The 26351-nt window shown below is 53.7% G+C and carries 22 protein-coding genes, 1 tRNA gene and 1 pseudogene; 17 read left to right on the forward strand and 7 right to left on the reverse strand.

Annotated features, from left to right (window positions below; genetic code table 11):
* Nucleotides 1-37 precede the first annotated feature (37 nt).
* The gene (locus IAE36_RS10470) at nt 38-1672 is read right to left on the reverse strand and encodes a hypothetical protein (protein WP_201212261.1); all 1635 of its coding nucleotides are present in this window, start codon (nt 1670-1672) and stop codon (nt 38-40) included.
* A 344-nt stretch (nt 1673-2016) separates the two neighbouring features.
* Between IAE36_RS10470 and IAE36_RS10475 the strand changes: the two genes are divergently transcribed.
* Nucleotides 2017-2247, forward strand: coding sequence for a hypothetical protein (locus IAE36_RS10475; protein WP_201212263.1), 231 nt, complete (start codon nt 2017-2019; stop codon nt 2245-2247).
* Nucleotides 2248-2314: 67 nt separating this feature from the next.
* Here IAE36_RS10475 and IAE36_RS10480 read toward each other — a convergent pair whose 3' ends face one another.
* Both IAE36_RS10480 and poxB read right to left on the reverse strand, forming a co-directional pair.
* The gene (locus IAE36_RS10480) at nt 2315-2776 is read right to left on the reverse strand and encodes a GFA family protein (protein WP_201212265.1); all 462 of its coding nucleotides are present in this window, start codon (nt 2774-2776) and stop codon (nt 2315-2317) included.
* A 100-nt stretch (nt 2777-2876) separates the two neighbouring features.
* Nucleotides 2877-4601: a ubiquinone-dependent pyruvate dehydrogenase gene (poxB, locus tag IAE36_RS10485; protein ID WP_201212267.1), complete on the reverse strand. Its 1725-nt coding sequence runs from the start codon at nt 4599-4601 to the stop codon at nt 2877-2879.
* Between the two features lie 633 nt (nt 4602-5234).
* On the opposite strand from poxB, the gene IAE36_RS10490 reads away from it, so the two are divergent.
* From IAE36_RS10490 to IAE36_RS10545, 12 genes are all read left to right on the forward strand, one after another.
* Entirely contained in the window at nt 5235-5903 is a 669-nt protein-coding gene (locus IAE36_RS10490; RefSeq protein ID WP_201212269.1) for a hypothetical protein, read from the forward strand.
* A 587-nt stretch (nt 5904-6490) separates the two neighbouring features.
* Nucleotides 6491-7171, forward strand: a complete 681-nt coding sequence (locus tag IAE36_RS10495) for a site-specific integrase (RefSeq protein WP_201212271.1) — start codon at nt 6491-6493, stop codon at nt 7169-7171.
* 376 nt (nt 7172-7547) lie between these two features.
* Complete coding sequence (locus tag IAE36_RS10500) at nt 7548-9803, forward strand: KAP family P-loop NTPase fold protein (RefSeq protein ID WP_201212273.1); 2256 nt, start codon at nt 7548-7550, stop codon at nt 9801-9803.
* 473 nt (nt 9804-10276) lie between these two features.
* Nucleotides 10277-10996, forward strand: a complete 720-nt coding sequence (locus IAE36_RS10505; RefSeq protein ID WP_236408793.1) for an HNH endonuclease — start codon at nt 10277-10279, stop codon at nt 10994-10996.
* A gap of 22 nt (nt 10997-11018) precedes the next feature.
* Nucleotides 11019-11261 carry a hypothetical protein gene (locus tag IAE36_RS10510; protein ID WP_201212275.1) on the forward strand — a complete coding sequence of 81 codons (243 nt, stop codon included), beginning with the start codon at nt 11019-11021 and terminating at the stop codon, nt 11259-11261.
* A 10-nt stretch (nt 11262-11271) separates the two neighbouring features.
* The gene (locus IAE36_RS10515) at nt 11272-12054 is read left to right on the forward strand and encodes a hypothetical protein (protein WP_196142337.1); all 783 of its coding nucleotides are present in this window, start codon (nt 11272-11274) and stop codon (nt 12052-12054) included.
* 156 nt (nt 12055-12210) lie between these two features.
* The gene (locus IAE36_RS10520) at nt 12211-12429 is read left to right on the forward strand and encodes a hypothetical protein (RefSeq protein ID WP_201212277.1); all 219 of its coding nucleotides are present in this window, start codon (nt 12211-12213) and stop codon (nt 12427-12429) included.
* Between the two features lie 118 nt (nt 12430-12547).
* A complete protein-coding gene (locus tag IAE36_RS10525) occupies nt 12548-13225 on the forward strand; it encodes a VRR-NUC domain-containing protein (RefSeq protein WP_201212279.1) in 678 nt (225 codons plus the stop codon).
* A 299-nt stretch (nt 13226-13524) separates the two neighbouring features.
* Nucleotides 13525-13884, forward strand: coding sequence for an IS66 family insertion sequence element accessory protein TnpB (tnpB, locus tag IAE36_RS10530; protein WP_236408795.1), 360 nt, complete (start codon nt 13525-13527; stop codon nt 13882-13884).
* An 18-nt stretch (nt 13885-13902) separates the two neighbouring features.
* The gene (gene tnpC, locus IAE36_RS10535) at nt 13903-15435 is read left to right on the forward strand and encodes an IS66 family transposase (protein WP_201212281.1); all 1533 of its coding nucleotides are present in this window, start codon (nt 13903-13905) and stop codon (nt 15433-15435) included.
* Between the two features lie 52 nt (nt 15436-15487).
* Entirely contained in the window at nt 15488-15748 is a 261-nt protein-coding gene (locus IAE36_RS10540; RefSeq protein WP_201212283.1) for a DUF6429 family protein, read from the forward strand.
* Nucleotides 15749-15994: 246 nt separating this feature from the next.
* Entirely contained in the window at nt 15995-17056 is a 1062-nt protein-coding gene (locus IAE36_RS10545; RefSeq protein ID WP_201212285.1) for a hypothetical protein, read from the forward strand.
* Between the two features lie 439 nt (nt 17057-17495).
* Here IAE36_RS10545 and IAE36_RS10550 read toward each other — a convergent pair whose 3' ends face one another.
* The 4 genes and pseudogenes from IAE36_RS10550 to IAE36_RS10565 all read right to left on the reverse strand — a co-directional run bounded on the left by IAE36_RS10550 (nt 17496) and on the right by IAE36_RS10565 (nt 23241).
* The gene (locus IAE36_RS10550; RefSeq protein WP_201212287.1) at nt 17496-20213 is read right to left on the reverse strand and encodes a hypothetical protein; all 2718 of its coding nucleotides are present in this window, start codon (nt 20211-20213) and stop codon (nt 17496-17498) included.
* A 1206-nt stretch (nt 20214-21419) separates the two neighbouring features.
* Nucleotides 21420-22403 (reverse strand): annotated as a pseudogene (locus IAE36_RS10555) (IS5 family transposase).
* Nucleotides 22404-22684: 281 nt separating this feature from the next.
* Nucleotides 22685-22760 (reverse strand) — tRNA-Thr (locus IAE36_RS10560).
* 70 nt (nt 22761-22830) lie between these two features.
* Nucleotides 22831-23241, reverse strand: a complete 411-nt coding sequence (locus IAE36_RS10565; protein ID WP_201212289.1) for a pilin — start codon at nt 23239-23241, stop codon at nt 22831-22833.
* A gap of 211 nt (nt 23242-23452) precedes the next feature.
* On the opposite strand from IAE36_RS10565, the gene IAE36_RS23840 reads away from it, so the two are divergent.
* From IAE36_RS23840 to yacG, 4 genes are read left to right on the forward strand one after another with little or no spacing between them, the layout of a single operon-like run.
* Nucleotides 23453-24661, forward strand: a complete 1209-nt coding sequence (locus IAE36_RS23840) for a type II secretion system F family protein (RefSeq protein WP_201212291.1) — start codon at nt 23453-23455, stop codon at nt 24659-24661.
* A 2-nt stretch (nt 24662-24663) separates the two neighbouring features.
* Nucleotides 24664-25533: a prepilin peptidase gene (locus IAE36_RS10575; RefSeq protein WP_201212294.1), complete on the forward strand. Its 870-nt coding sequence runs from the start codon at nt 24664-24666 to the stop codon at nt 25531-25533.
* Complete coding sequence (gene coaE, locus IAE36_RS10580; RefSeq protein WP_201212296.1) at nt 25530-26153, forward strand: dephospho-CoA kinase; 624 nt, start codon at nt 25530-25532, stop codon at nt 26151-26153. The genes IAE36_RS10575 and coaE overlap by 4 nt, the downstream gene beginning before the upstream one ends.
* Entirely contained in the window at nt 26150-26350 is a 201-nt protein-coding gene (yacG, locus tag IAE36_RS10585; protein WP_028631769.1) for a DNA gyrase inhibitor YacG, read from the forward strand. Before coaE ends, yacG begins: the two co-directional genes overlap by 4 nt.
* Nucleotide 26351 lies beyond the last annotated feature (1 nt).

Here is a 26351-nt window from a genome sequence, read left to right on the forward strand (position 1 = left end):
CCATGCCCTGCCCGCACGCACGCACTAGCCATCCTTATCAGGGAGCAACCTTCGCGGGATCCACCTGTAGCATCCAGCGGCTCCGCTGGGACTGGAGCGCATCCTCAAGCACCGAGGCTTCCCAACCGTTCTGCGCATGGCGGCTCTGCTCAAATGTATCGTTCAGAACCTTCAGCAAGTTACGCGACTGAGTAACAGCTTTGGGCGTGGTCACATCGTCCTTGAGATCGCCCTGGATGTAAGTAAGCACTCGCTCTTTCTGGCTTGCCTGCTGAGTGGCGCTGGCCTCTACCAGAATCCCCTCATCGTAGGCCAGGCGCGTACTGCTGCTCGCCTGGTCATCGATCAGGTGATAGGTGTAGTTCTGCGACTTGCGGTCGTTATCCAGATTGAGGGCTCCCTGCTGGCCAATGGCGCGATGGAACGAAGCCTGCAGTTTGCTCTGCTGATGCTGCTCAACGGACAAGTTCTGCAAGGCCCGCCCATTGATAGACGTGGTCTGCGACAGGTTGAAGCTGAAACTGTCCACTTCATCTGGCCGCATCGGGTTTGAACTGCGTGCGCTCTCGCTGATCGATGCTTTGAAGTCTGCCAAGCCACTCAACAGGGCACGGTCCTTATCGGTCAGCGGCAACGGCCGCTGAGTAACCGGCTGGCGGTTGTCATCCATGCTGTTGAGCGCGGTGAATGCATCCTTGAGCAGGCCCACCAGGTGCCTGTCGCCATGCCCTCGATCCTGTGCCGCGTCAAACTGGTTCAGGTAGTTGTCGATTGCGGTTTTGCGTTGGGCGCGGTTACCCAGTAGTTCAGCATCCTGTGTGTCCAGGCTAAGTTTCACCTGGCCGGATGGGCCCTCGAGGCTGAGGCTTCGCGCCTTGTCATTGAGTGCCAGATCAAAGGCCTGCTCGCCGCTAGGGGTTTCCAGCTTTGCCGTCATTTGCAGTGACGTGAACACCGCTGGATCAAGCTTTACCAGGCTGCCCAATTTCAGTTGCGGCGGTACTTCATACAAGCCGTCGATAGCGGACTGGAATGAATCTGCGAGTTCGCCTAACCCCTTCAGCTCATCAGCAGTGAGTTCAGTACCTTCAACTTCGGCGCTGACAGCCAAGCCCTTTTCGCTGCTGGCCAACAACAGCTTTACAGTGGCCCCGGAGGCGGTGGTGAGGTTGAACGTAACGCCGTTGTCCGGGTGATTGCGCAGGTTCTGTTGCTGGAGCTTGAGCTCATCCGCAGTTAGCGGCGCGTTATCTGTGTAGGTGAATAGCGACTGGGAAATGCTGTTACCGCCATTCAGCGCCAGCTGCTGCATGAGCGCGCCGCCGATACCCTTGAAGCGGCTGGCGGTTCTGGACGACTCGAACGCAGTTTGCAGGGTTGTGGATAACGTATTCTGGCTGTCACTTTCCCAGGCATAGCGGGTGCGGGCTGAGAGCAGGCTATGGCGGGAATAGATGTCTGGATCATTGCCAGTGGGGATCTGGCCGAGAACGACGTGGCTGCTCGGCGAGGATGGCGTATCGGCGACTGGGGTAGCGGCCTGCTTGCTCGCGATCGCCGGAGATGAATGCGAAAGGGTGGCGCTTTGGTCCAGGTGATAGGTTGCTGTTATCGAAACCATGGGGGCGTCCTGCCGGGCGTGGGTGTTGCAATGATATCGGCAGGCCATCATGTTTCATTAGGGGAACGACGGAGCTCGTGCAGATTGCCCCTACATGATCCAGCGAGAAGCCTTACAGGAGCGCGACTTGCGAACAGCCACAGCCAGCGATACGTTGCTTTAGTCGACGTACATTGCCTGATCGCGCTCGGCGACCTGAACGAGAAGGCGCGACAGCATTACAACCACAACTGCAGGCGCTTTTTTAGGGGTGCTGTTTCGAGTAATGGCGGCTGTGCGTGGGAGACCTTGGGGTCTGCCGGGTGCCTTTTCCTCGGTTCGCCAACCTGCGTACAGCGGCCACCCTAACCGTTCGGCGACGGGGGTGGGGGGTGAGGACTTATGCGAGGTGCAACATGGAGAAGTCTAAAGTAATGGCGAGTGGCGAGGACCAAGCACTGAACCAGTCCGATGCGGTTTCGCTGACTGACGGTTCAGCGCTGGATGGTGGGATCAACGCAGATCGAGACCAGATTACAGCCACCGGTACCGAAATATGGGACGCTTGGTTCGACGGGGTTGGCATCAACGCCGATGCCATGACGGATCGCAAACAGCCGCTCATTCAGGAACGTCAGAAACTTTGAAGGAGCGGCGGACTCGTCACCATGATCCATGTCTGGAAGGATTTGACCAGACATGGGCCCTCCCCTTCTAGCCCTTGTCCTGAACAGAGTCTGGATTGCTTTCGTACCGCAACCACCCCGCAACATTGGAGCCTCCCCCTGCGCGATCCTTGGGATGAACGCGCCCTTCATTAACAGGCACCTCTGCAAAATCAAACGGGCTCATTCCCTCAATGCACGCAACATTGACCCCGTACTGGTCGGGCGAAGAGCGGCGCTGGTGGAAGGTATAGATACCGCACTTCGAGCAGAAGTAGTGCTTGGCTTCGCGAGTGTTGAACTGATAAAGGGCTAGCGCCTCTTGCCCTTGAGTAACAGTGATATCCCCCAGATTGGCCGATACCGCCACAGCGCCTCGCATACGGCAAAGCGAGCAGTTACACCTGCGTGCGGTTCGCAGGCCGTGGGTCAAGCGCAGCGAAAACCGCACTGTCCTGCAATGGCAGGCTGCTTGGTAAACAGGGCGATCATCGCTTTTTTCATCAGTCATGGTGTTTCTCTAATATAGGAAACTAACTTGAAGACTCACGGCACAGGCTCTGAATGTATACCCATCGGCCTGAACCGTGAATGCCTCCCACGCGCAGCCGCTAGCGCAGCAGGTTGGTCTTCGCCAAGTCCAGTACCTCGTCACCACGCCCACTCATTACCGCTTTGAGCATGTACAGGCTGAAGCCCTTGGCCTGCTCCAGCTTGATCGCCGGCGGCATGACCAACTCCTGAGTAGCGGTGACCACGTCGACCAGCACCGGGCCATCGTGCGCCAGTGCACGGCGCAGGGCGTCTTCCAGGTCTTCCGAGCGCTCTACGCGAATCCCCAGGATGCCCATGGCATTGGACATGGCGGCGAAATCAGGGTTGTGCAGGTCGGTGCCGGTGTCGAGATATCCAGCCGCCTTCATTTCCATGGCGACGAAACCCAGTGAGGCGTTATTGAACACCACTACCTTCACAGGCAATTTCAGCTGCGAGAGCGAGATAAAGTCCCCCATCAACATGCTGAACCCACCGTCGCCACTCATCGAGATGACCTGACGACCCGGGAAGGCTGCCTGCGCGCCCATGGCCTGGGGCATGGCATTGGCCATCGAGCCGTGGTTGAACGAGCCGACCAAGCGACGCTGCCCATTCATCTTCAGGTAACGCGCCGCCCAGACGGTAGGCGAACCCACGTCAGCGGTAAATATCGCGTCTTCGGTGGCCAGTTCGCTGAGCAGACGCGTGACATATTGCGGATGGATCGGCCGGTCGCCCTTGGATGGCTCCGCCAAGTCGTCCAGGCCCTGGCGCGCCTTGCCGTAGGCTTTCAGTGAGTCGTCCAGGAAACGGCGATCAGTTTTGCGCGTCAGGCGCGGCAGTAGCGCGTTGAGGGTTTCGCCGACATCGGCAGCGATGCCAAGCGACAGGGTTGCGCGGCGCCCCAGCGCTTGCGGGTCACGGTCAACCTGTACGATCTTGGCATCGCTCGGGTAGAACTGCCGGTAAGGGAAGTCGGTGCCCAGCATCACCAGCGTGTCGCAGCCCAGCATCGCGTGGTAACCGGAGCTGAAGCCGATCAACCCCGTCATGCCAACGTCGAAGGGGTTGTCCCACTCCACGTGCTCCTTACCCCGCAGCGCATGGACCACCGGCGCGCCAAGCGCATCGGCCAACGCCACCACCTGGTCATGAGCCCCCGCGCAGCCACTGCCGCACAGCAGGGTTACCTTGTGGCTGTCTTCCAGCAACTCGGCCAGGCGCTGCAAGTCGGCTTCCGCTGGCAGGATGCGCGGCTGCTGCAAAGCAGGCCAGGCTGCCGGCTTTTCTTCAACCTCCAGCAGCGATACGTCACCGGGTATCACCACCACCGCCACACCGCGATTGAGAATGGCCGAGCGCATTGCCCGGTGCAGCACCTGCGGCATCTGCGCCGGGTTGCTGACCAACTCGATGAAATGGCTGCATTCCTTGAACAGTTCCTGCGGGTGGGTTTCCTGGAAGTAGTTCAGGCCAATCTCCGAGGATGGGATTTGTGCAGCGATGGCCAGCACTGGCACCCGGTTGCGGTGGCAGTCGAACAAGCCATTGATCAAGTGCAGGTTACCCGGCCCGCAACTGCCTGCGCACACCGTCAGCTCGCCGGTGACCGCAGCCTCTGCACCGGCGGCGAAGGCTGCGACTTCCTCATGGCGCACGTGCATCCACTCGATGCTGTCCATGCTGCGCAGGGCATCGGTCAGGCCGTTGAGGCTGTCGCCGGTGAGACCCCAGATCCGTTTGATACCGGCCTGTTCGAGGGTGGAAGCCAGTTGCTGGGCCATGTTGATCTTTGCCATGAGAACTCCTGGTGCGAACGGGAAGAAGTGATCGATGGGAATAGAGACAGGCGTGGGGTGGGGGGTGTTCGGTTAGGTGTGTGAAGGAATCGTCATGTGGGGTAGCAGGGTTGGGGCGGGATGGGCTGCAGAAAGATATTGGGCCCCTTTATCGAATCTACCCCATCCCAAACGGTACCCCTAAATCGGCTGGCAGCTGCCAGACTCAGGCGGAACGCCATAACGAAAAAACCCGCCAGAAGGCGGGTTTTGCGGGGGTTCCAGAGATTTTGGTAGCCTTCACTGGAACGTGAACTGGTGCGGAGACAGGAATCAAACAATAGGCAAAAACCCCAGTGTAAAAGCCACTTTCTAGCAAATCAGAGCTAAGCGTATCCCTAAACGTATCCCTAAAGCGAAAACCACCTTCGCGGCATCGAATCGGGGATCAGGTCGAGGATTAGCTGGGCCGAGGTAGAGAAAGAGATTCTCCACCGCCTTACCCGCCTCTCTTGGATGAGCGCTCCCAGCTCAAGGCCAACCAGGATCGACGCCAAGGGTTGCGAACCGTGACGTCCTCAATTGCAACAATACAGATAGCCCGGGTAGTCTTCGCAATAGCCAAATGAAATCACCGTTCGGAAAGGATCATCCGTGGCCGACTACATCAACAAAAGCATCATCTGCCAAGCCTACCTCCACTTGGACCCCGCGCCAGAGGATTTGAACGACGATGAGCTGAAGGAGGCCCTGCAAGAATTTCTCGGCGTCCGAGCGGAGTTTTTCCTCTACAAAGAGGTTGGGACCGATGTTGAGCTGAAGGAAGGGTCGCTAAAAATCTATCTAACCATCGCGGGCAGTATATACGCAGGCATAAGCCAGTACCCGAGCTTCAGGGAGGGAATAGACCTGTTCGCGACGGATGCAAAAAGGATGTCCGAGTATGCAATATCGGAAAGCCTCTTCATTACTAAATCCCGCCACGACTGCATTTTGCGGACCGAAGCTCGAACTGGTGTATGCGGGACCCTGAAGAAAATTGCTGACGAGATTGATGCCATCAGAAGACAAAATGGTGAGATTGATCCAAGTAGGCTGATCGAGAAAATGGAGAAGCTTAAGAAGGTAATTTTTACTTTCAAGGACAATGTCAATTCGGCCGAGGATAAAGCTTGGGTTTTCCCGCAGCTAAAAGGCTATGCCGAAGAACAGATTCCGAAGCGGGCAAAAGCACGTCCTGGTGAAGCCGTGAGCCAGGAAATCCAAGAGGCGTTCACGAAGGAACGGCGGTTGTTAATGCGCTCCATGAATCTTGACGGCTAGCTAAGAAGACCGCATTTGCAGCCCCGCGCAGGCCAATAGGCTGAGAGTAAGCGGAGCTCATTCTTGCAGTTGACAAGATAATTGACAGTTAACCCGCCATTTGAGGGGGTTCACCCAGTGAAACAGTTCACTAAGCTGGGAGCTCTGTCGCTAACAAGAAAGCGCGGGTTTCCTGCCCCGTATGCTGCCCATACTCCCAGGGTCCCCGGCTGGTTACAGAAAACGGGAGATCGGGACTACCTGTACCGCTGAAGGCGTGAACATATAGGGGCATGGGGTTCCTAGCTAGCCAACTCTATCCAGCGGTGTAACAGGTGTAATCCGTGTAACCAGCACTACTAATCTATTGATTTTAAAGGCCGAAAGCATAGTTAGACGCTAGCTTGGCCGCTCGTGCCTTGCAGTGTAACGGTCGGATCGGTGTAACCACCGATAATGAGGTTCTGTTGCTGAGCACTGACAATAGGTCTTTACCATTCTATTTGCCGTTAACACCACGGCATGCGGGCCTGTAAGCTGTACAGGAGGCGGGCTACCAACTCTCTCAGGATCGTTAGCGATTCGTCACAAATCCTGACAGAGCCCCCATGACTACACCCATCCGCCGAGCAACATCCCTTCGCCCAGAACAGTTCAAGCACCTGATCCTCGTAGCATCCGTGACTGGCCGCCTACCAGAGCGCGACGTGATGCTTGTATGGCTAACACACATGACTGGCGTTCGCGTTACCGAGCTGGCCTTGCTGGAAGTCGCAGACGTGCTGTATCCCAGCGGGGCTATTAAACCCGAGGTGTATCTACGCGCAGCCATCACTAAGGGCTGCCGATCGCGCAACGTGTACTTGACCCATCCAGGATGCGTCGCCGCCTTGGAAGCGTGGATCACAATCCGCTTGCGGCGCCGCTGGGGTCTTTCCGACACTGACGAATACCGAGGTCTGCGCCCAAATTCGAAACTGGTCACCACACACAAGGGCCATGCCTTTGAACTGGCGTTCAAACACCGTGAACTCGCGGGGGGACCAAAAGTGTACCGGGCTTGTGATTCGCTGCAGCAGACCATCAGCAGGCTATACCGGCAGGCAGATATCAAGCTGGGATCTTCTCAAAGCGGCAGGCGCTCCCTGGCAGCCAAGGTGCTGGCGCCAACAGGAGATGTTGAGACGGTGCAGACTATTCTTGGCCATTCCAGTCTTGATCACAGCAAGCCTTATATGGCCGTGGAGCAAGAGACGGTCCGGTATGCATTCGAGGTTGCACTAGCATAGTGACATCAGTAGTGTTTATTGAATCCATCTTTGCACTGGAATCGACCCTATGCACCTTCAAGACCGCTCTGTGCGGGCCGAGGGTCCCCCGGCTTTCCGAACCACGCCAACTAGGCTGCACACCCTTCAAAGATTAAGGAAACCGCGGCCATGAAGACAATCACACAAAAGGTTCTTGCTGAGGGTGGACCCAGCTGACCCAACCAAAGCGCATTCGTCCTCCTCCCCACTGCCAACAAAGGACGTTAAATCCTTTAAGGCTGAGTGCGGACAGAAGTACGAGGCAATCTGGTTGAAATACGACGTGAATGGCTGCGTCCCGAACGCGGCTGTGGCAGCGACTTCACCTGACAGCCAATTTGGCTAAGGTTTTCCGATGGATGATTTGGGCTTCGCCGATGACAAGCCGATCTCTTCACATGATCAAGACCTGCTTGGGCGGTCTGCATTTGCGGCTAATTTGGCAGCGGCTATTGCCAGCTGGAAGAACAAAGAAAGCCTGGTGATCGCATTGATGGGGGCGTGGGGCAGTGGCAAGAGCTCGATCAAGAATCTGGCACTCCAGCATTTCAGCGCAACGCCTGAGCATCAAGTCATCGAGTTCAACCCTTGGGAATGGGGTGGTCAGGAGAAGCTGAGCGCGTCCTTTTTCGATGAGGTTTCTCTCGCCATCAAGCGCAAGGACAAGAGCAACGAAGGCAAAAAGCTGGCCAATGTGCTGCGCCAATATGGACAGAAGCTCAACGCAAGCGCGGCGCTTATGGAAGGATTCGCCAAGTACCTGCCCCTTTTTCTTGGTTCAGCGTTTGTGACGTCGACACTTGGTGCATGGCTTGAGGAGCCAACGGTTAAGACGGCAATGGCCGTACTGACTACGTTGTCCGTACTCGCAGCCGGTGCGCCAACGCTGAAGAAGATCGGTAAGTTCTTGTTGGATCGTGCAGAGGGTATGGACAAGTCGTCGAAGGAAGCCGAGCTCACTTTAAGCGAAATCCGCTACGAGCTATGCGCCTTACTGGCGAAGCGTGACCATCCATTGCTGATCGTGATGGACGACATCGACCGGTTGTCTCCGGAGCAGATGAAGGCTTTGTTTCAACTGGTGAAGGGCAATATGGACTTCCCAAACGTAGTGTTCCTACTGCTGTTTCAGCGAGACATCGTCCAACTAGGTCTTGAGCGCGCCGGCTTCAAAGGGGCTGAATACCTCGAAAAGATCATCCAAGTACCCTTCAGCGTACCGGCATTGTCCTCTGAGCGGCTAGAGTCGGTGCTGTTCGAGCGACTCAACGCGATCCTGGCCAGCGAGCCACAACTGGCGGCCCAATTCGATGCTGGTTACTGGGGAAGCGTGTACCGGAAGGGACTTAATCAGTTTTTCCATAACCTTCGTGATGTCTATCGTTACACCTCCACGCTCGCCTTCCATTGTCGGTTGTTGCGCGGTGTCGACGTAGCCGAGATCAACGGAGTGGACCTGTTCGCTCTGGAGTGCCTTAGAACCTTCGCCCCGTCCAGTTACGAAGCCTTGTCTCAGCACAAGCGGGTCTTGACCGCCAGGGGGCGAGAAGCAGGACATGGTGAAAAAGACCGCATCAGAACGCAGGTCGAAGGTATCTTCGCACTCGCACCTCAGGACTGTCGCGAAGGAGTAGAACGGATCATCCAGAAGCTATTCCCGACCCTAGATTGGGTCTTCAGGAACACGACCTACGATGGAGCCACGCATGCTCAATGGCTGCGCGAATCTAGAGTGTGCAGCGCCGAGGCCTTCGATCGCTACTTCGAGCTGGCACTTCCGCTTGATGGTGTGTCGAACTCGCAACTCCAGTCGCTGAAGTCGCTGCTCACGGATAGTGAGAAATTTTGCGACATATTGCGCCATAAGGACGAGTCCCAGCAGCGAGTGATAGTGGGTAGATTGGAGGCTTACGTAGACGACTTTCCTATCGAACAATCGGATTTGGTGATAGAGACCCTTTTAAACGCCGGAGAGGTCGTAGTTAGTGGCGAATCAACCTTCACATCACTGTCCCCAGATACGCATTTGTGGCGTTTATTGACGCTCTTTTTAAACCGCCATCAAGAACCGGAAATACGCAGCGAACTACTCTTGCGCGCGTTCGAACGAGCAAAGGGGTTTAACGTTTTCATGCATCTATTGAGCAGGGAATCCTCGCGTCGACTCAAGTCGGAGCACTGCGAGCTAGATGATGCGGGCTTCGAGCAGCTCAGGCAGCTGTTTGTTTCAGAGCTGCTTAAGAAGGCCGACATAAATCCTGAAGCCTTTCTTGAACATCGGAACTTTGCGTTGTTCGCCTATCGGCTGAATGCCATGGCGCAAGGGGCAGGAAGCCAATGGATTAAGCGCCAGATCACTACCCCTCAGCGTTTTATTCTCTTTGCCCGGTCCGTTGTGGATAAAACCACGCAGTGTGCGGGCGATGTCGTTTCTGAGCATTACTCCATTCGGAGCTCGAAGCTAGACGAACTGCTCGGGATCGAGACTTGTCGAGACTGGATGAGCCAGATACACCAACACACGCTGGATGGGCCGGCCAAGCAGGCTGTCGAGCTGGTAGACCATGCCCTGGAAAAACATCAACGAGGGGATATGTCCGATTGGGACTGACTCGACAGGTGAATGATTTGCAGGGGCCACCGCCCCGGTTAGCCGGCAGCCAGTGTGGCTGCTCAACCGAGGTCGGGTCCGTGCCCCTCAAGTATTGAGGAAAAAATGGTAAACATACTTGTAGAGCGGGTCGTCAACAGAGCTGGGATTGCTTGGGTGAGAACGCATGCAACGGATACTGAGTTGTTCGCGCTGTGCTCCAGTGAGCTTCATCCAGAAATCAAGGGTGTTGAAGAAGGATTGGGGCAGGTTACTTGTCCCGATTGTGTTGCGATTGTTAGGCGCTGCCATGAGGTAGACCAATCCGACCTAGCTCCTGAGTACGAAAATGAACTGCTTGCAAAAAAATGGGAAAGGTAACAGAAACCTGCTCAACTGCACCCAAGCCCCGACCTAAAAAACCGGGGCCGAGGCCGTAGAGAGGGATGCTTTTCGCTCCCATAGATTGAGCAAGAAAGACCACGGAAAAGACCATGGCACGTGTACTCACCACCGAACACATTAAGTGCGCTTACAGTATAGCCGGCCAGGTGATGGACCACGGCTTTTCGCTGAAGCAAGGCGTTGCTCAACTCGTCTTCGAAGGTGTGGGAGCTACCTATGCCCAAGATCTCATTAACGTATATCGGTGCATGCGCATGGGACGCTGCTACCACCGCACGATCAACGTCGAAGCGACTGATTATTTTCTACGCCAGTTATTTGAGGACGGTGGGGCGGAGTATCTTTCGCTAGCCATCAACGCTACCCATCAGCACATCAATTATTACGAAGAGCTTCAAAAGCTGACGCTTCACCGCAAGCGAAAGGTGGTGGCAGACCTTGAGCATCTGCTAGACGGATCGGTTATGTCGCACTTGGCTGCGTTTGAGGAGCAGGTAGAAGCTGCCCTGCAAGACAGTTCTGAGGCACGTAAAGCTCGTTTGGCGTCTAGGGCTTATCTGATACCTGAGAAAGTTGTCCTGACATCAACGATATTTGTCCGTAACCCTGACGTGGTTGCCGAAGCGCTCCATCGTGCTGCCGGCGTTTGCGAAGCATGCATTCAACCCGCGCCCTTTACTAGAAAGTCAAACGGCACTCCCTACTTGGAAGTCCACCACAAAATCCGTCTGGCCGATGGTGGCCTTGATACCTTGGAGAATGCTATTGCATTGTGCCCCAACTGCCATAGGGCCTCCCACTACGGGTAGGCAACTGCTCAAGGAAAGTCGCATGGCTATGATAGAAATTAATATTATTAAACCGTCAAACGACGCGGTTCAGGCCGCTGACAAGTTACAGAAGGACGCTAACAACCATTTGACCTGGCTCCGAAAGGAAACACCTGGCGACTCCGAACAGATCCGCAAAGCCGAGCGAGCATTAGAAGATGCCCGCGAGGTGTATACGCAGGCTCTATACACGCTGTCAGTGAAAGTTAATGAAGTGATCAATCAGGTCACCTCTAAAAATTAGGAATAATGGTATGAATGAAGGCCGCTATCTACTGTACCTCGACATTCTTGGCTTCACAAACTTGGTAGAGACCAAGCCTACCAAGGAAATTTACGATGTCATCGATAGTGCGTTGAATGCCTTCGGGCGTTGGGAAGAGCTGAACGGGCAGTTCAAGACCATTTATTTTTCAGACACTTTTCTTTTCTATCAAGACCCCAAAGGCTATGGCGATTGGGCGTTTTTAGACGTATACGCCATTGGCTCAATGGTTTTATCTGCGCTTCTGGCAGCAGGAATCGCTGCAAGAGGTGCGATATCGTTCGGAGAGTTCGAGGTAGAACTCGATTCATCAGGTCGACACCAAGTTTATTTTGGCAAGGCACTGATCGAAGCTTACAAGGCAGAGCTACAGGAAAAATGGATCGGGATCACGATCCTACCTTCCGCATGGAAGCCCTACGATGCTGCTAATCCAGGAGTGATTGAGGCTTTCGCGAAGGAAAATGTATGGCGCCGCAGAGCGGACGGGGTTTTGCTTTTGAATCCGTTGATCAAGCTGCGCGGCTGGTATGGCTTGGCTCTCATGGGTGACGTCGAAAAGCCGTATTCAAAATGGAATGCTCCTGAGTTTCCAAATGATATTCTTGCTCTCAAATTTATCCGGGAAAACGCGGAGTCATTTGCAGCCCTCCAAGACTTCACTAGTCCAGTAGCTATTAAGTATCACACGACCCTTCAATTCTTAAAGGATGTTTTGGGTGATGGGTGCTACGCATGGGGCCACGAAGCATCGCTTGCTGGAAATTTCTGAAACGGTGGGCACGGACAGATTATTAACGAGCAACAACGCTCGACTCGTCTTGGAAGCCAATCCAGACGGCTAATTGGCCTTGATGCCTGATGATTGATGATTGATGATTGAGCAGGGCCGTCGAGGAACATCCCCCACAACTCACGGAAATTCGTAATGCTAACCACCGATGTAGACAGGCTAGAAGTGATTGAGCGCGTTCGTCAGACAATCACAGGCCTAAAAACGCGAATGCTTGTTTCCCTAGATGACCCGGCGCAATGGCAGGATGAGTTTGGGCAAGCTATAGCCAATTTTGGTGACTTGTTGGCCAAGGGACGTATTCAAAAGGCGACATTTGAGCGACTGTGCAAAGAAAAGCTTATTGAGCGTTAATGAAGGGAAAAATCCCGCCGCAACCTCAATCGAGCGCGAAGATCGTTGCACCATCAAGCCCGTCGATGCGGGCTGAGTCCGAATTAATGGGCACTTTCGGTCCTGGGAATTGGGCAAAATGACACAGCAAAAAATCACGCTTTCTGATCAATGTTCAAATGTCGGCTGGTCGCTGACTGAGGTCTTGGCACAGAAGCATGACAGGCGCCTCTGGTCGTTAGATGGAGGTCCAGCCGAGTTGCCAGAGGAAGTTGTCAGCCAGATGTTTACCAGGAGCGGAGCTAGGGTGAGTTATTGCGAGGGAGGCTCTGTCCTTTTGCTAATGAAAGCTGCTGCGCTGGAAACGCTGACTGCAAGGAATTTTTTTGGCAATCGGGTCGATGCGGTTAACAGGTACCTGGAAGCTCAGATGACGATTCTGGCGGAGCACACGTCTGAGATCGTCGAAACCGTCAGGAGTATTTCCCCGGATACACTTGCGCGGAACGTGAATGAACTGTCCAAAAGCTCGACCCTCGCATCATTCTTCCCGAGGGTTAAAGAAGCGTTCATGCTGGAGTTATTCGATCACTTGGGCAGTAACAAACTGGCTGACATCCTATCGGCATTCTCGGTAGCTCCATATGAATACCGTGCTGGATGGCCAGACCTGATCGTGATTCAGAGCGCGGGCATAAAATTGGTGGAGGTAAAAACAAGCGATAAGCTTTTGGACTCCCAGCTGCGGTTTGCAGAAGGCATTGCTTCACCCATGGGTTTTGACTGTAGGGTGATCCGTCTGAAAGCTATGAAGTAGTGACCCGATCCATGGGAACAGTTGATCGCAGTCCGCTTACGCCGCCGCTGTGGGGGCGACACTGACGAATACTAAGGTCTGCATAGTGGGCATATACAAATGCGCTCCAATCACCAGTGGATAGGCTCTAGAAAAAGCCTCGCCTGTAGGACAGCCCGCAACTGCGGGCTGTTTCAGGGTTACACGTCGATCAGGTCCATTAGGGTGATGCCTTGTAAGCGCTCCATGAACCCTACATTCATAGCGCTTACCTGATCCCCGATGCTGTGCTCCCGATTTCTTTCTGGAGCTCGCTCACCATGATGCGACCCGACGCCAAAGTCGAAAAAGTTTACCTCTATCCCAAGCCCGTCGACTTCCGAAAATCCATCGATGGCCTAGCCGCGCTGGTCGAGCTCGATATCAAAGTGGCGGTGTTCGACCCGGTGCTTTTCGTCTTCCTCAACAAGCCGCGCAACCGCGTGAAGATCTTGTACTGGGAACGCAACGGCTTCTGCCTCTGGCTCAAACGCTTGGAGTCCGAACGTTTCAAAACCTCGCCCGATGTCACTGACGAAGTCATTGTCCTGACCGTCCAGGAACTGAACTGGCTACTCGACGGTTTCGATCTCTGGCGTAACCGTCCGCATCAGGTTTTGACCCCTCGCTTCGTCGCCTGATTCGGTATAATCCGCGGCATGATTTCCATGCCCGAAGACCTTCCTGACGATCCTATTCTGCTCGAGCAACTGCTTGAACAGATGATCAACGAGCGCGCGTCCGACAAGGGTAAGATCGTTCATCTCGAAGAGGAAGTTGCGCTGTTGCGCCAGCGCCTGTTCGGGCGCAAGAGCGAGCAGACAGGCGATGCGGCGACGCCACAGTTGCCGCTCTTCGACGAAGCGGAAAGCCTGGCTGAGCCCTTGGATGAGGCCGGCGACGAAGAAGTCGTTGCACCCACCAAGCGCCGTGGCAAACGTAAGCCACTGCCGGCTGATTTGCCGCGTATCGAAGTTGTCCACGAACTGCCCGAGCATGAGCTGACGTGCGCTTGTGGCTGCCGCAAGCATGCCATTGGTGAAGAAGTCAGCGAACAGCTTGAAATCGTCCCGATGCAGATTCGCGTCATCAAACATGTTCGCAAGGTGTATGGCTGCCGCGACTGCGAGTCAGCGCCCGTAACGGCGGACAAGCCCGCCCAGGTGATTGAGAAAAGCATGGCCAGCCCGAGTGTGCTGGCCATGCTACTGACCACCAAGTACGTTGACGGCGTGCCGCTTCACCGCTTCGAAAAAGTGCTGGGGCGCCACGGTATCGATATCCCGCGCCAAACCCTGGCACGCTGGGTGATTCAATGCAGCGAGCACTTCCAACCGCTGCTGAATCTGATGCGCGAAAGCCTGTTGAGCAGTCGGATCATCCACTGTGATGAAACACGCCTGCAGGTGTTGAAAGAGCCTGGGCGTGAGCCCAGTAGACAATCCTGGATGTGGGTACAAACCGGCGGCCCACCTGATCGGCCAGTGATCCTTTTCGACTACGCCACCAGCCGAGCGCAGGAAGTGCCGACGCGCCTGCTGGATGGCTATCGCGGTTATGTCATGACCGACGACTACGCCGGTTACAACGCGCTGGCTGCACAGGACGGCGTGGAGCGGTTGGGCTGCTGGGCGCACGCACGTCGTAAGTTCGTCGAAGCGCAGAAAGTGCAGCCCAAGGGTAAAACTGGCCGGGCAGACGTCGCACTGAATTTGATTAACAAGCTCGATGGCATCGAGCGCGACCTTAAGGACGGCAGCGATGAAGATCGTAAGGCTGCCCGCATGGAGCGCAGCCTGCCATTGCTGGCTCAGCTGAATAGCTGGGTAGAGAAATCGCAACCTCAGGTCACAACGCAGAATGCCTTAGGCAAGGCCATCGGCTACTTGGCCAGCAACTGGAGCAAATTGGAACGCTACGTCGAGCACGGCTACTTGCCGATCGACAACAATGCAGCCGAGCGTGCGATCCGCCCGTTTGTCATCGGGAGAAAGAACTGGTTGTTCAGTGACACGCCCAAAGGCGCCACTGCCAGCGCACAACTTTACAGCCTGGTCGAGACGGCCAAAGCCAACGGCAAAGAGCCTTACGCGTGGCTGCGCCACGCACTGGAACGCCTGCCGCAGGCGTGCTCAGTGGAAAACTACGAAGCGCTGCTGCCTTGGAATTGCAAGCCTAAAATACCTCGTTGAGTGCTCTGCCCATTGTGGGTCAGCCTTGAAGAACAAGAGCGGAGTAACGACCATGGAATACGACGATAGACTGATTGAAGACGCAGTGCTTGTCCTGTTGGCAGCCTATAGCTCCGACAAAGGTAACGCATGGAAAGGATTCGACTTCGAGATCATGAATCGACTGCACGAGCGGGGTTTGATCAGTGATCCAGTTAACAGAAACAAATCCATCTGGTTGACGGCGGAGGGACTGGAGCAAGGCCGACAGCTAGCTGACCAGTTGTTTGGGTTAAGGGCTCAAGCGGGGCAGGCGCCCGACTCGAATACCTGATTTTCCCGTCCTTCATGTAACGGGTGGGGTTCATGGATCGCTTACGGTCATCAGACCCCCCTCTGTGGCGGGCATTCTCGCCTAAATGGGCGTCCGGTTTCATTAGACCACTACACACCGCCTACAGAACGCAATTCTAAAAAGCTTTGTAATTGGAAAATGATTATCTCATCATTAGCATCCACTCTCACTGCCTAGCAGTTTTTAATAAAAACAAATAAAGATCAAGCATCTATGGAACATTACATGAAAAAGAAATACAAGTATAAAATAATTATCGCCATACGTGATTCAGCCTCATCTGATGTGCTGTATCAAGGCACCTCACAGTATCCAGGAGGCAGGTCGCGCTTTGATAATGTCTTGATCAAAGGGGATAGTCTTAGTCTTGAATGCGACAGAGTAACGCTTGTGGACTTAGAGGGAATATTTGAAAATTACCAAAGCGGACTATATGGACAGATATCTAAGAGCATTTTGTTTTATATTTCTACGATGGGAACCATTCCTAATATCGAAAAAATATCGATAGCCGTTGAGCGCGGCGGCATTGTCGTGAAAAACAAGGTCATAAATTCTGATGAGTTCAAAGGCCACCCGAAGCTGCTGTCACCGCTTAGGACGTCCTTTGATGCTGGCTCTCTAAAAACCATATTTGATGAGTCGGATAAAAGCTCTGCTATTTTAAAATCTATATCTCACTTGATACGATCAAAAACAAAACAAGATCCTTTTGATCGCTTTGATTCACTTTGGAAATCTTTTAATGGCCTATATAAAACGATAACACAAAAGTCAAAAGACTTCGACTGCCATCTGGAGCTAAGAAAATTTATAATTAGCAATCCATCAGCCTCAAAAAATATTGCGCACCTCACGAGCAAAATGACTGCTCTGGATTTGAGAAACCAGCTACGGTGGCGTGCACTTATACTAAATGATTTTGACACCATTAAAAAAACCAAAGCATTCTATGAATTTGTTACCCGATATACCGATGCTCGCTTGATGAAGGTCTTTGAAGAAACACTCCCTTATCGCAAAGATTTTTTGAAATCAGAGAATCGCTTATCGGATGTGGAAAAACACATAAATACTCACCTGAACGCTGGCGTGAAAAACGAGCAAGAAGTGGTTGCCATATTGTGCATTAAGTACATGTACTTCGTGCGTAACAAGTCCGCGCACGGTGAGCGCATGGATAGAATTATCGGGCTAGGCAATAAAGAAGTAAAGGAGATCAATTGGCTTGGTGATTTATTGGAGATACTAATAATAGATCTCGTCAACGCCAGTAGGCTCTATTAGTTTCAGCTTGGTATATTTCTCGGAAACGGCAGCTTTGACAAGAAGCTGCCAAAACCATCTGTCAACTGCAGCTTTCTTTAGATCGATGCAGCACATAAATTAGACAGCCGATAAGGCAGAACAATTAGGGCATAGTCGCACGAAACGCGCTCCGCATAAGCTTACAGATTTCATTTTATATAATGACCGTTTCTATCGTAAGCGATGCATAAACCCCACTGTGACATGAAGGACGGGGAAACCAGGTATTCGATTCGGACACCTGCCCCGCTTGAGTCTTTAGACCGAACAAATGGTCAGCTACCTGTCGACCTCACTTCAGCCCCTCCGCCGTCAAACAGATGGATTTGTTTCTATTAACCGGATCACTGATGAGGCCTATACAAAAAAGGCCTGCAGCTAAATCTGCAGGCCTTAGAAATTTTCATTCTCCAGATTACTAACTCTCCCCTAAAACTTCATCCGCACTCATCTGAATCGGTCCGAATGCCAAGCTTCCTGTGCTCAGCATTTTGTCCATGATGCCGCCTAAATATGGATTTATGGTGCTTGCCAGAATCTCTTTCTTTCGACCACAAGGCTTAACAAAGCTTGAACTTCCGCCTTTTTCAGCGGGCTTATCATACCAATAACATTCGAATCCCGAAGAGTTTTCTGCATCATCACTCCAGAACATCAAAGGAAACAGCGGAAGTCCAGTCTCTGATTCTGGATCGAAAATTATCGGCGTTTCTCTAGCCAGATGAGAGTTAGAACTAAAGCCAATTGACTCAATGAATGGCTGAATATCATTTGCAACTTTAAAAAGCCCTACATAAGCCCCAGGGTTAAATGGCATCGGCTTAACATCAAAAGCATAGCCAAATTTTCTCCCCTGCATCAACTCCAAGCAAAGATTCATTATTATATATAAATGCCCATGACTGTCAAAATCCTCATCTGATAACTTTTCATGTTTATGCTGGGTAAATTCCCAAACTGCTTTTTCCAGTTGATCAAGATGCTTAGGCAATATATCAGCAAGACGCCTACAAAAAACAAGTCTTTTCCCACCGAGCTCAACAGACCTTATCAACAAATCTTTCAGCGGCCCCATAGATCTATGCTGAAAACTTTTAAAAAAGCGCTCCTGTGAACCTAGAGATAAAGCCTCAGCTGTAGATGCATACGCAAGAAATGCTAACGCAGCTTCGAATGCCTCACGAGCCACAGCAGTTGACTGACCAGAGTTCTTAACGTCTAGATACTTCCTTAATGGATAGGCCACTGGATAAGGAAGCTTAGACAGTGAATCACTTAGCTCAAGCCAAGATAACTTAGAGCTCCGCAAACTGGTTGTCTTTACTTGATCTTGAGTAATCATACAAATGGCAGAACAACTAGTACCAAAGTCGTAACCAATGTAATTAGCAGCCGGCTTGCTTTTAACGGTCGGGGCTGTCATATCTATTGCAAAAGACTTCCCCTCCACAATGTTACCGACAACTCCAAAATCCGAATTAGGAGCCTTATAAATAAATAGCGGCCTTGCTGTACCATCTTCACTTACGGTCAATTCAACTGTAATGGATGAGTCAAATTGCTTACTATCACGGGTATGTACTACTTGCGACTCTGCATTATATACATCATCCTCCCCGTCTTCCGATGGTTTAGAGAATATGTACCGAAGACTGCTTTTCGGCGGACTACTTAATCGTATCTTCCATTGTAGCGGTTCATTAATAAAATTATTCAGTGCAAGAGCTGACGGCATCAAATCTGCCGACTTGGCGCCCTTCATATCAACCTTATCCCCGACAGAGATAAAAGTTTTATTAACTTCAAAACCTTTATCATCTGGATTTAGCTTTAGCCGTATTGGATTGTACGTCACTCCAACAAATTCTGACTCTTCCTCATAAAATCTTCGCGCACACTCTATTGCCAGCCCGGTAGCAACAACTTCCTGGAATGACTGACTAATGGGAATAGGCTCTGCACCGGATAATTCTTCGTCAAAATCCCGTTTTAGAAGCTCAAGCAACCATCTTAAATTAGACGAACCCCCCGATATCAACGTTGTTGTGATTTCTTTTCCGATCAGCTCTGGCTGGGCAAGTTTGAAAACCTTCTTAATTACTTTATGAAGATGTAAGTCCCAAACTTTTTCAACAAAAACTGATCTTAGTTGATGTGCAAATAACTCATCTTGCACCCACGCCGCTTCAGCAAATGGATCTTTCGGCAATGAGATGCCAACTCGTTCATAGGCATCATTATGCAAACCCCAGCTTTTGACTGAGGACGCCAACTCAATTTTATATTTTTCACACGCATGAATTAGCTTTCTATAGTTCCTGATAAAAATCTGCTTTCGCTCGCTTAGGCTCTCAATCGGCAGTTCCCCAGCACGAATTCTTACATAATTTTTTATGCAGTTATCAGCATCCGCCTTATTCCTTGGATCGATATTCCGTTTTATCAGGTATTCAGCGAGGCATTGATTAATATAAAAGCCGCCGCGCGCAACCGAGTCCGCACCCAGAGGCTTTGAGTGCTTTCCAGAAAGACTAATGTCTCCTTTATTGGTAGACTCAATTATACAACCATCGAACGTACCTCCTCCAAAATCCAAAACCAAGGCTACATGCTTTGCGTTTTCTTGAAGATGCGGAATTCTCTGCCCATAACGATAATATTGATATACAGCAAAAGGCTCAGGTAAAAACTCCACCTCTTCGTATCTGCTTAGAATGCGCCTAATATTCCCTCTATAGTTTTGAACCCAGGCCTTGTAATTTTCCTGAATTTGAAAATTTAGAGGTTCAGCAACAATAATCTTAGCTGGAACCTTTATATTGTTCTTTGGATTTAATTCCTTTTCTACCGACAGCAGCGATAGCTCGAAAAAATCCTTACTTAACTCATAAGCACTTTTATCCATGCCCGCATCCGTCGGGAATAATTTTCTGGAATTCGAGCCTGGAGTTATATCACCCAAATCAATTTTAAAATTATTATTTAATATACCCACAGGAGATGCTGCAGCAGAATGCCCGAACGTTATATGTCCATCCTTATCATAAACGAGCGCTGTAGGGATATATCGACTTCCGTCGATCTCGACAGGTTGTACTCCAGTGACCCAGAGAGTCTTTTGAGTTTTTTTTGTCATCACATTCCTTGAGACTTTATAACTAATTAAATTACTCCTAGCCACCTCAAACCACGCACAACTACAAGAACCACAAAATCAACCCAACAATTTCGGAGCGAGTAAAACAAGCTAGCGCACACACAAAAACAATAGCAAAATGCCACTTCCCCGTCAAACACAGGCCACACATATTTTTTAGAGAATCCTATCAATATTTACCTTACGATTCGTAGCAATCCAAGTAAAGCGTTAACCTTGAAATCTAAGCTGCTATTGACCAACACTTGCCTGAGCCTGCGAGCAGAGCGCTTCCAATAGCTGTGAATGCTTTCAGCATGTTGAATTAATGACAACCAAATAACAACGTTATATTACAACCCCCTTAGCCCGACTCATTCGAACTCGAAGTTCCTCAATGGCGAGCTTAGGAACTTTCCTTTGCAGCCTCGCGTGGCAGTTCGGCCAAAATAATCGACAGTGGGATACCGAATCGAGCGCATAAACTTTCCAAATTTCAGAGAGCGGGTTCAAATAATGGACATGAATGAGGTCTTAACCAACTACCCACAATTTTCGCAAATCGAACTGTTAGACAAAACACTTCCAGCCCCAGTGGTGGGCGCATCTGAGGCCAACCCGGCCCGGCTCCACTGTTTCTAGATTACGGTTTTTTTCAAGAAGCACGTCGGCATTTGATTGAAAGACTTTTGATAAATCTCCCAGAAGACCTCACCGGCGAAGTGCCGGACACTTGTTAAGCGCTATTCAACGCCTGCAAAGGTAAACGGCTTATGGTCATCTAATCGATACAATCCGTATGTACGGCCTATGGGCTTTATGAGTCTCTGGATTGAGTTGTGTTGCGTTTTTGACGGACGTTTGCCAGATCACACCAAGCGATTACCTTCAAAATAGTTTCCTTAATAATGGCCTGCTCCTCCGGGAGCTCCAAAATCGCAAAATATTAAGATATTTTCATCATGTTCTGTATAGCCAATTAACCAAGCACCACCAGCAGCAAGAGGAAATCGTCAATACTATATTATTCATCCAAGGTAAATTTTGGATACGGTGCTAAATTTTTTTGGTGTGTAGGTGAGCCTGTTAAGGAAACTCCGAACAAGTTGCTCATCAGCCGGAAGTGGGCGGCTGAGGGATGCCGAAAAGCCAGATTTTAAGTCGCTGATTATTGGATAACCAAGGCAAAGCCTCGATTTTCTGCCCTCACGGGCGCACCTCTCCCGCAGCAGGCAATAATTGCCGGCGCACCATGCACAGATTCGACAGGGCAAACAATGTGGTCAGTTGCGCCGTGTTCTTGGCCAAGCCACGGAATCGGGTTTTCACATAGCCAAACTGACGCTTGATCACACGAAATGGATGTTCGACTTTCGCTCGCGTCTGCGCTTTGACCTTCTCGATCTTGCGTCTGGCTTTGTAGAGTAAGCTGCGTTTGCTCAAGTGCTTGTAGGTACTACGGCGGGCTGCGACCTGCCAGATCACCGGCCGCCCGTCATGCTCCGGTCGCTTCTCTACGCACGTATAACCCGCATCGGCACAGATAACATTTTCGTCGCCATGCAGCAGGTGAGCGACCTCCGTTACATCAGCCACATTCGCCGCTGTGCCGTGGACGTGGTGCACCAGGCCCGATTCAGCATCGGCACCGATATGCGCCTTCATACCAAAGAAGTACTGGTTGCCTTTCTTCGTCTGATGCATCTCGGGATCGCGCTTGCCGTCCCTGTTCTTGGTCGAACTGGGCGCGTGAATCATGGTGGCATCGACAATGGTGCCCTGGCGCAACGACAGGCCCTTGTCTCGCTGGTAATTGTTGATGGTTTCCAGAATGCCCGCCGCCAGTTGGTGCTTCTCCAGCAGGAGCCGGAAATTCATGATGGTCGTGTCTTCGGGGATCGGAGCGCTGAACGTCAACCGAGCAAACTGGCTCATCGAAGTGATCTCGTACAGCGCCTCTTCCATGGCTGGGTCGCTCAACGAGAATCAGTTCTGCGGTAGGTGAATGCGTAGCATGATTTCCAGGGGATACGGCTTGCAACCACCGCCGGCCTTTGGGTAATACGGCTCAATTAACGCCACCAAACTGCTCCACGGAGCCACCTGCTCCATCTCGGCCAGGAAACGCTGGCGGCGGGTTTGCTTGCGCTTACCGGCGTACTCGAAATCGGAAAAGCTCATCTGACTCATGGAAGGGCGGGCTTGTAGAGGGCAGTTGGACGGAGGGCTATGTCAGCACAGGTCAGGAGGCCTGTGCTGACTTGATCGGAGAATCCCTAGGCGGTCAAGGGAGAAGTAGGATGAGCCATGAGGGTAAACGCCCTTTATCGAATCGACTTAATCCCAAACGTTACCCCTAAATCGGCTGGCGGCTGCCGGACTCAGACGGAACACCATAACGAAAAAACCCGCCAGAAGGCGGGTTTTACGGGGGTTCCAGAGATTTTGGTAGCATTCGCTGGAACCTGAACTGGTGCCGGAGACAGGAATCGAACCTGCGACCTTCGCGTTACGAGTGCGCTGCTCTACCGACTGAGCTACACCGGCGTGTAGCGCAACGTACCACTGCCGCACCCGTTACGCAAACCTCTGTTTCCGCTAGCTTATTCCCCTGCCCTCATGGCGCTTTGCACCCCTTGGGCGCCAGCTCTTCCTCGATGTCGGTACTGCACGCCCAACCACTGGCAGAACGGGTCAGGGTCAGGGCCTTGCCGAGCACGTTGGCCGGAGCATCGACCAGGGTGCAGACGATGCTGGCGGTGGCGTCTGCGGCCTTGCCGCTGGCGGTGATGGCGCAGTGTGCGGTGGTGGGCTGGCCGCCCAGGCTAGCGACGTCGGTGACGTCGCGGCCGTCGTTCAGCCGCAGGTCCATCGGGGTTTTGAGCGCGCTGATTTCCAGCAGGCCGGCGGCGGCCTTGGAGCGGGCCTGGTGGTTGGTGTACATCGGTAAGGCGATGGTCGCCAGAATGCCGATGATCGCGACAACGATCATCAGTTCGATCAGGGTGATACCGCGTTGCCCTTTCATGAACAGTTTCCTTTTCGATACGCATGCACTTAGAAAGCCGGCGCGCCCCACCGGCAGCGGCGCAGTAGGCCTGAACAGACACCTTTTGTCACCCCTGCCTGCGTGGGCTTCGCCATCGCTGATCTACTCTAGTGAGCATCACGGACGCGCGCCCTTCCATGGACGGGCAAGCTGTTTCCAGGCTTGTCCCACGGGCAGAAAAGGCCTTTTTATGAACGCGACAACACAGCGCTACACCTGGCGTGGCACGGATGCCCACGGCGCGCCGGTCACTGGGCAAACGGCGGGGCGCAGCCCTGCCTATGTGCGGGCGGGGCTTATACGCCAAGGCATCAATGTGGTGAGTCTGCGGCCTGCTGGCGGGCTGGCGCTGGGGTTGCCCAAGCGGCAGGCGAAAGCGGACCCGGCGGGTTTCAGCCGGCAACTGGCAACGTTGCTCAAGGCCGGCGTGCCGCTGTTGCAGGCGCTGGAGGTGATGGGGCGCAGTGGTTGCGATGCGGGGCAGGCGCAGTTGCTGGGTAAATTGAAACAGGATTTGCACGCGGGGCTTGGGCTGGCGGATGCACTGCAGCGCCACCCGGGGTGGTTCGATGCGCTGTACTGCAACTTGGTGCGGGTGGGTGAGCAGTCGGGCACGCTCGACCGGCAACTGGAACAGCTTGCCGGCATGCTGGAGCAGCGGCGGGCGCTGCAGAAGAAGGTGCGTAAGGCGATGATCTACCCGTTACTGCTGTTGCTGACGGGGCTGGGGGTGTCGGCGGTGTTGTTGCTGGAGGTGATTCCGCAGTTCGAGTCTTTGTTCGCGGGCATGAATACTGCGTTGCCTGCGTTCACGCAATTTGTGATCGACCTGGCGGCGGGGTTTGGGCGGCACGCACCCGGGCTGCTGTTGGTGGCAGTGGGGCTGGGTGTGGCTGTGCGGCAGCTGTATCGGCGGCATCTGCCGGTACGTTTATGGTGGGCGCACAGGGCGCTGCAGGTGCCGGTGTTCGGGGCGCTGCTGGGGCAGGCGGCCCTGGCGCGGTTTGCGCGCAGCCTGGCGACATCGTACACGGCGGGCGTACCGTTGCTGGATGCGCTGGGCACGGTGGCCAAGGTGTGCGGCGGGGAGCTGCACGAGCGAGCGGTGCTGCGGCTGCGCCAGGGCATGGCCAATGGGCTGGGGCTGCATCGGGCGATGGCTGGGGAGGTGCTGTTCCCGCCGTTGCTGGTGCAGTTGACGGCTATCGGCGAATCCAGCGGCACGCTGGACCAGATGCTGGACAAGGCCGCCAGCCATTATGAAGAACAGGTCAGCCAGACGCTGGACCAGATGAGCAGCCTGCTGGAACCGGCCATCGTGCTGGTGCTGGGGGTGCTGGTTGGTGGCTTGGTGGTGGCCATGTACCTGCCGATTTTCCAGTTGGGTAGTTTGATCTGACGATGACTGTATGGAACTTGCTGGCGGTACAGCCGGCGTACTTCATTTCCCTGGTGGCCCTGCTTGGTTTGTTGGCGGGTAGCTTCCTGAACGTTCTGGTGCACCGCCTGCCGATCATGCTGGAGCGGCAGTGGCGGCGTGAAGCGCAAGCGGTGTTGAACCTGCCGGTTACGCTCTACCAGCGTTTCGACCTGTGCCTGCCGGCCTCGCACTGCCCGGGGTGCGGGCAGCGCATTCGGGCGTGGCAGAACATTCCGCTGCTCAGTTACCTGGCCTTGGGTGGGCGCTGCGGGGCCTGCAAGGCCAGCATCAGCCTGCGCTACCCGTTGGTTGAAGCAGCCTGCGCGTTGTTGTCGCTGGCCGTGGCGTTGCGCTTTGGGCCCTCGGCCCAGGCTTTGATGGCACTGCTGCTGACCTGGTGCCTGCTGGCGCTGAGCCTGATCGACGCCAGGCACCAGCTGCTACCGGATGTGCTGGTGCTGCCAATGTTGTGGCTGGGGCTGATCGTGAACTGCGCCGGGCTCTATGTGCCGCTCTCCGATGCGCTGTGGGGTGCGGTGGCGGGGTACTTGAGCCTGTGGGCCGTGTACTGGGCGTTCAAGTTGCTCACCAACAAAGAGGGCATGGGCTTTGGCGACTTCAAGCTGATGGCGCTGATTGGGGCCTGGGGCGGGTGGCAGGTACTGCCGTTGACGTTGCTGTTGTCGTCGGTGGTGGGTGCGGTGGTTGGCCTGTGCCTGGTGGGTTTGCGCAGGCATGCGCTGGGTACGCCCATCCCCTTTGGGCCTTATCTGGCCATCGCGGGGTGGATTGCTGTGCTCTGGGGTGATGAAATACACCTCTCCTACATGCAACTGCTTGGATACCGATGACCACTGCGGCCTTCACCCCCTGGATTCTTGGCCTTACCGGCGGTATTGGCAGCGGCAAGAGCGCGGCTGCCGAGCGCTTTGTCGAGCTGGGCGTGCACCTGGTTGATGCCGACCAGGCGGCGCGCTGGGTGGTGGAGCCCGGCCGCCCTGCCCTGGCCAGCATCGTCGAGCACTTCGGGCCCGGCGTGTTGCAGGCAGACGGGCAACTGGACCGCGCCGCGCTGCGGCAGCTGATTTTTGCCGACCCGGTACAGCGCAAATGGCTGGAGCAGCTGCTGCACCCGCTGATCGGGCAGGAGATTTTCAGTTACCTGGCCAAGGGGCAATCGCCCTATGCGGTGTACGTATCACCTTTGCTGATCGAGTCGGGGCAGTATCAGAAAACCCAGCGGGTGTTGGTGATCGATGCACCGCACCACCTGCAGGTGTCCCGCACCCTGGCCCGCGACAACACCAGCGCCGAGCAGGTACAGGCCATTCTCAAGGCGCAACTGAGCCGGGAGGATCGCCTGCGCCATGCCGACGATGTGGTGGTGAACGACGGCGACCTGGCCACGCTGCACGAGCAGATTGACCGCCTGCACCATTTTTACCTGACTTTACGAGGAGGCCAGCCATGAGCCAGCCAATGACCGTGGATTGCCCAACCTGTGGCGCACCTGTGGAATGGAATGAGAAAAGCGCCTTTAGGCCGTTTTGCTCGGACCGATGCAAACTGATCGACCTGGGGGCCTGGGCTTCGGAGGAACACAAGATCCCGGGGGCAGAAGAGTCGGAAGATGAGCTGTATTCCGGCGACCTGGAGCCACGCCACTAAC

The sequence above is a fragment of the Pseudomonas sp. S36 genome (genome assembly GCF_016647875.1).
Lineage (GTDB): Bacteria > Pseudomonadota > Gammaproteobacteria > Pseudomonadales > Pseudomonadaceae > Aquipseudomonas > Aquipseudomonas parafulva.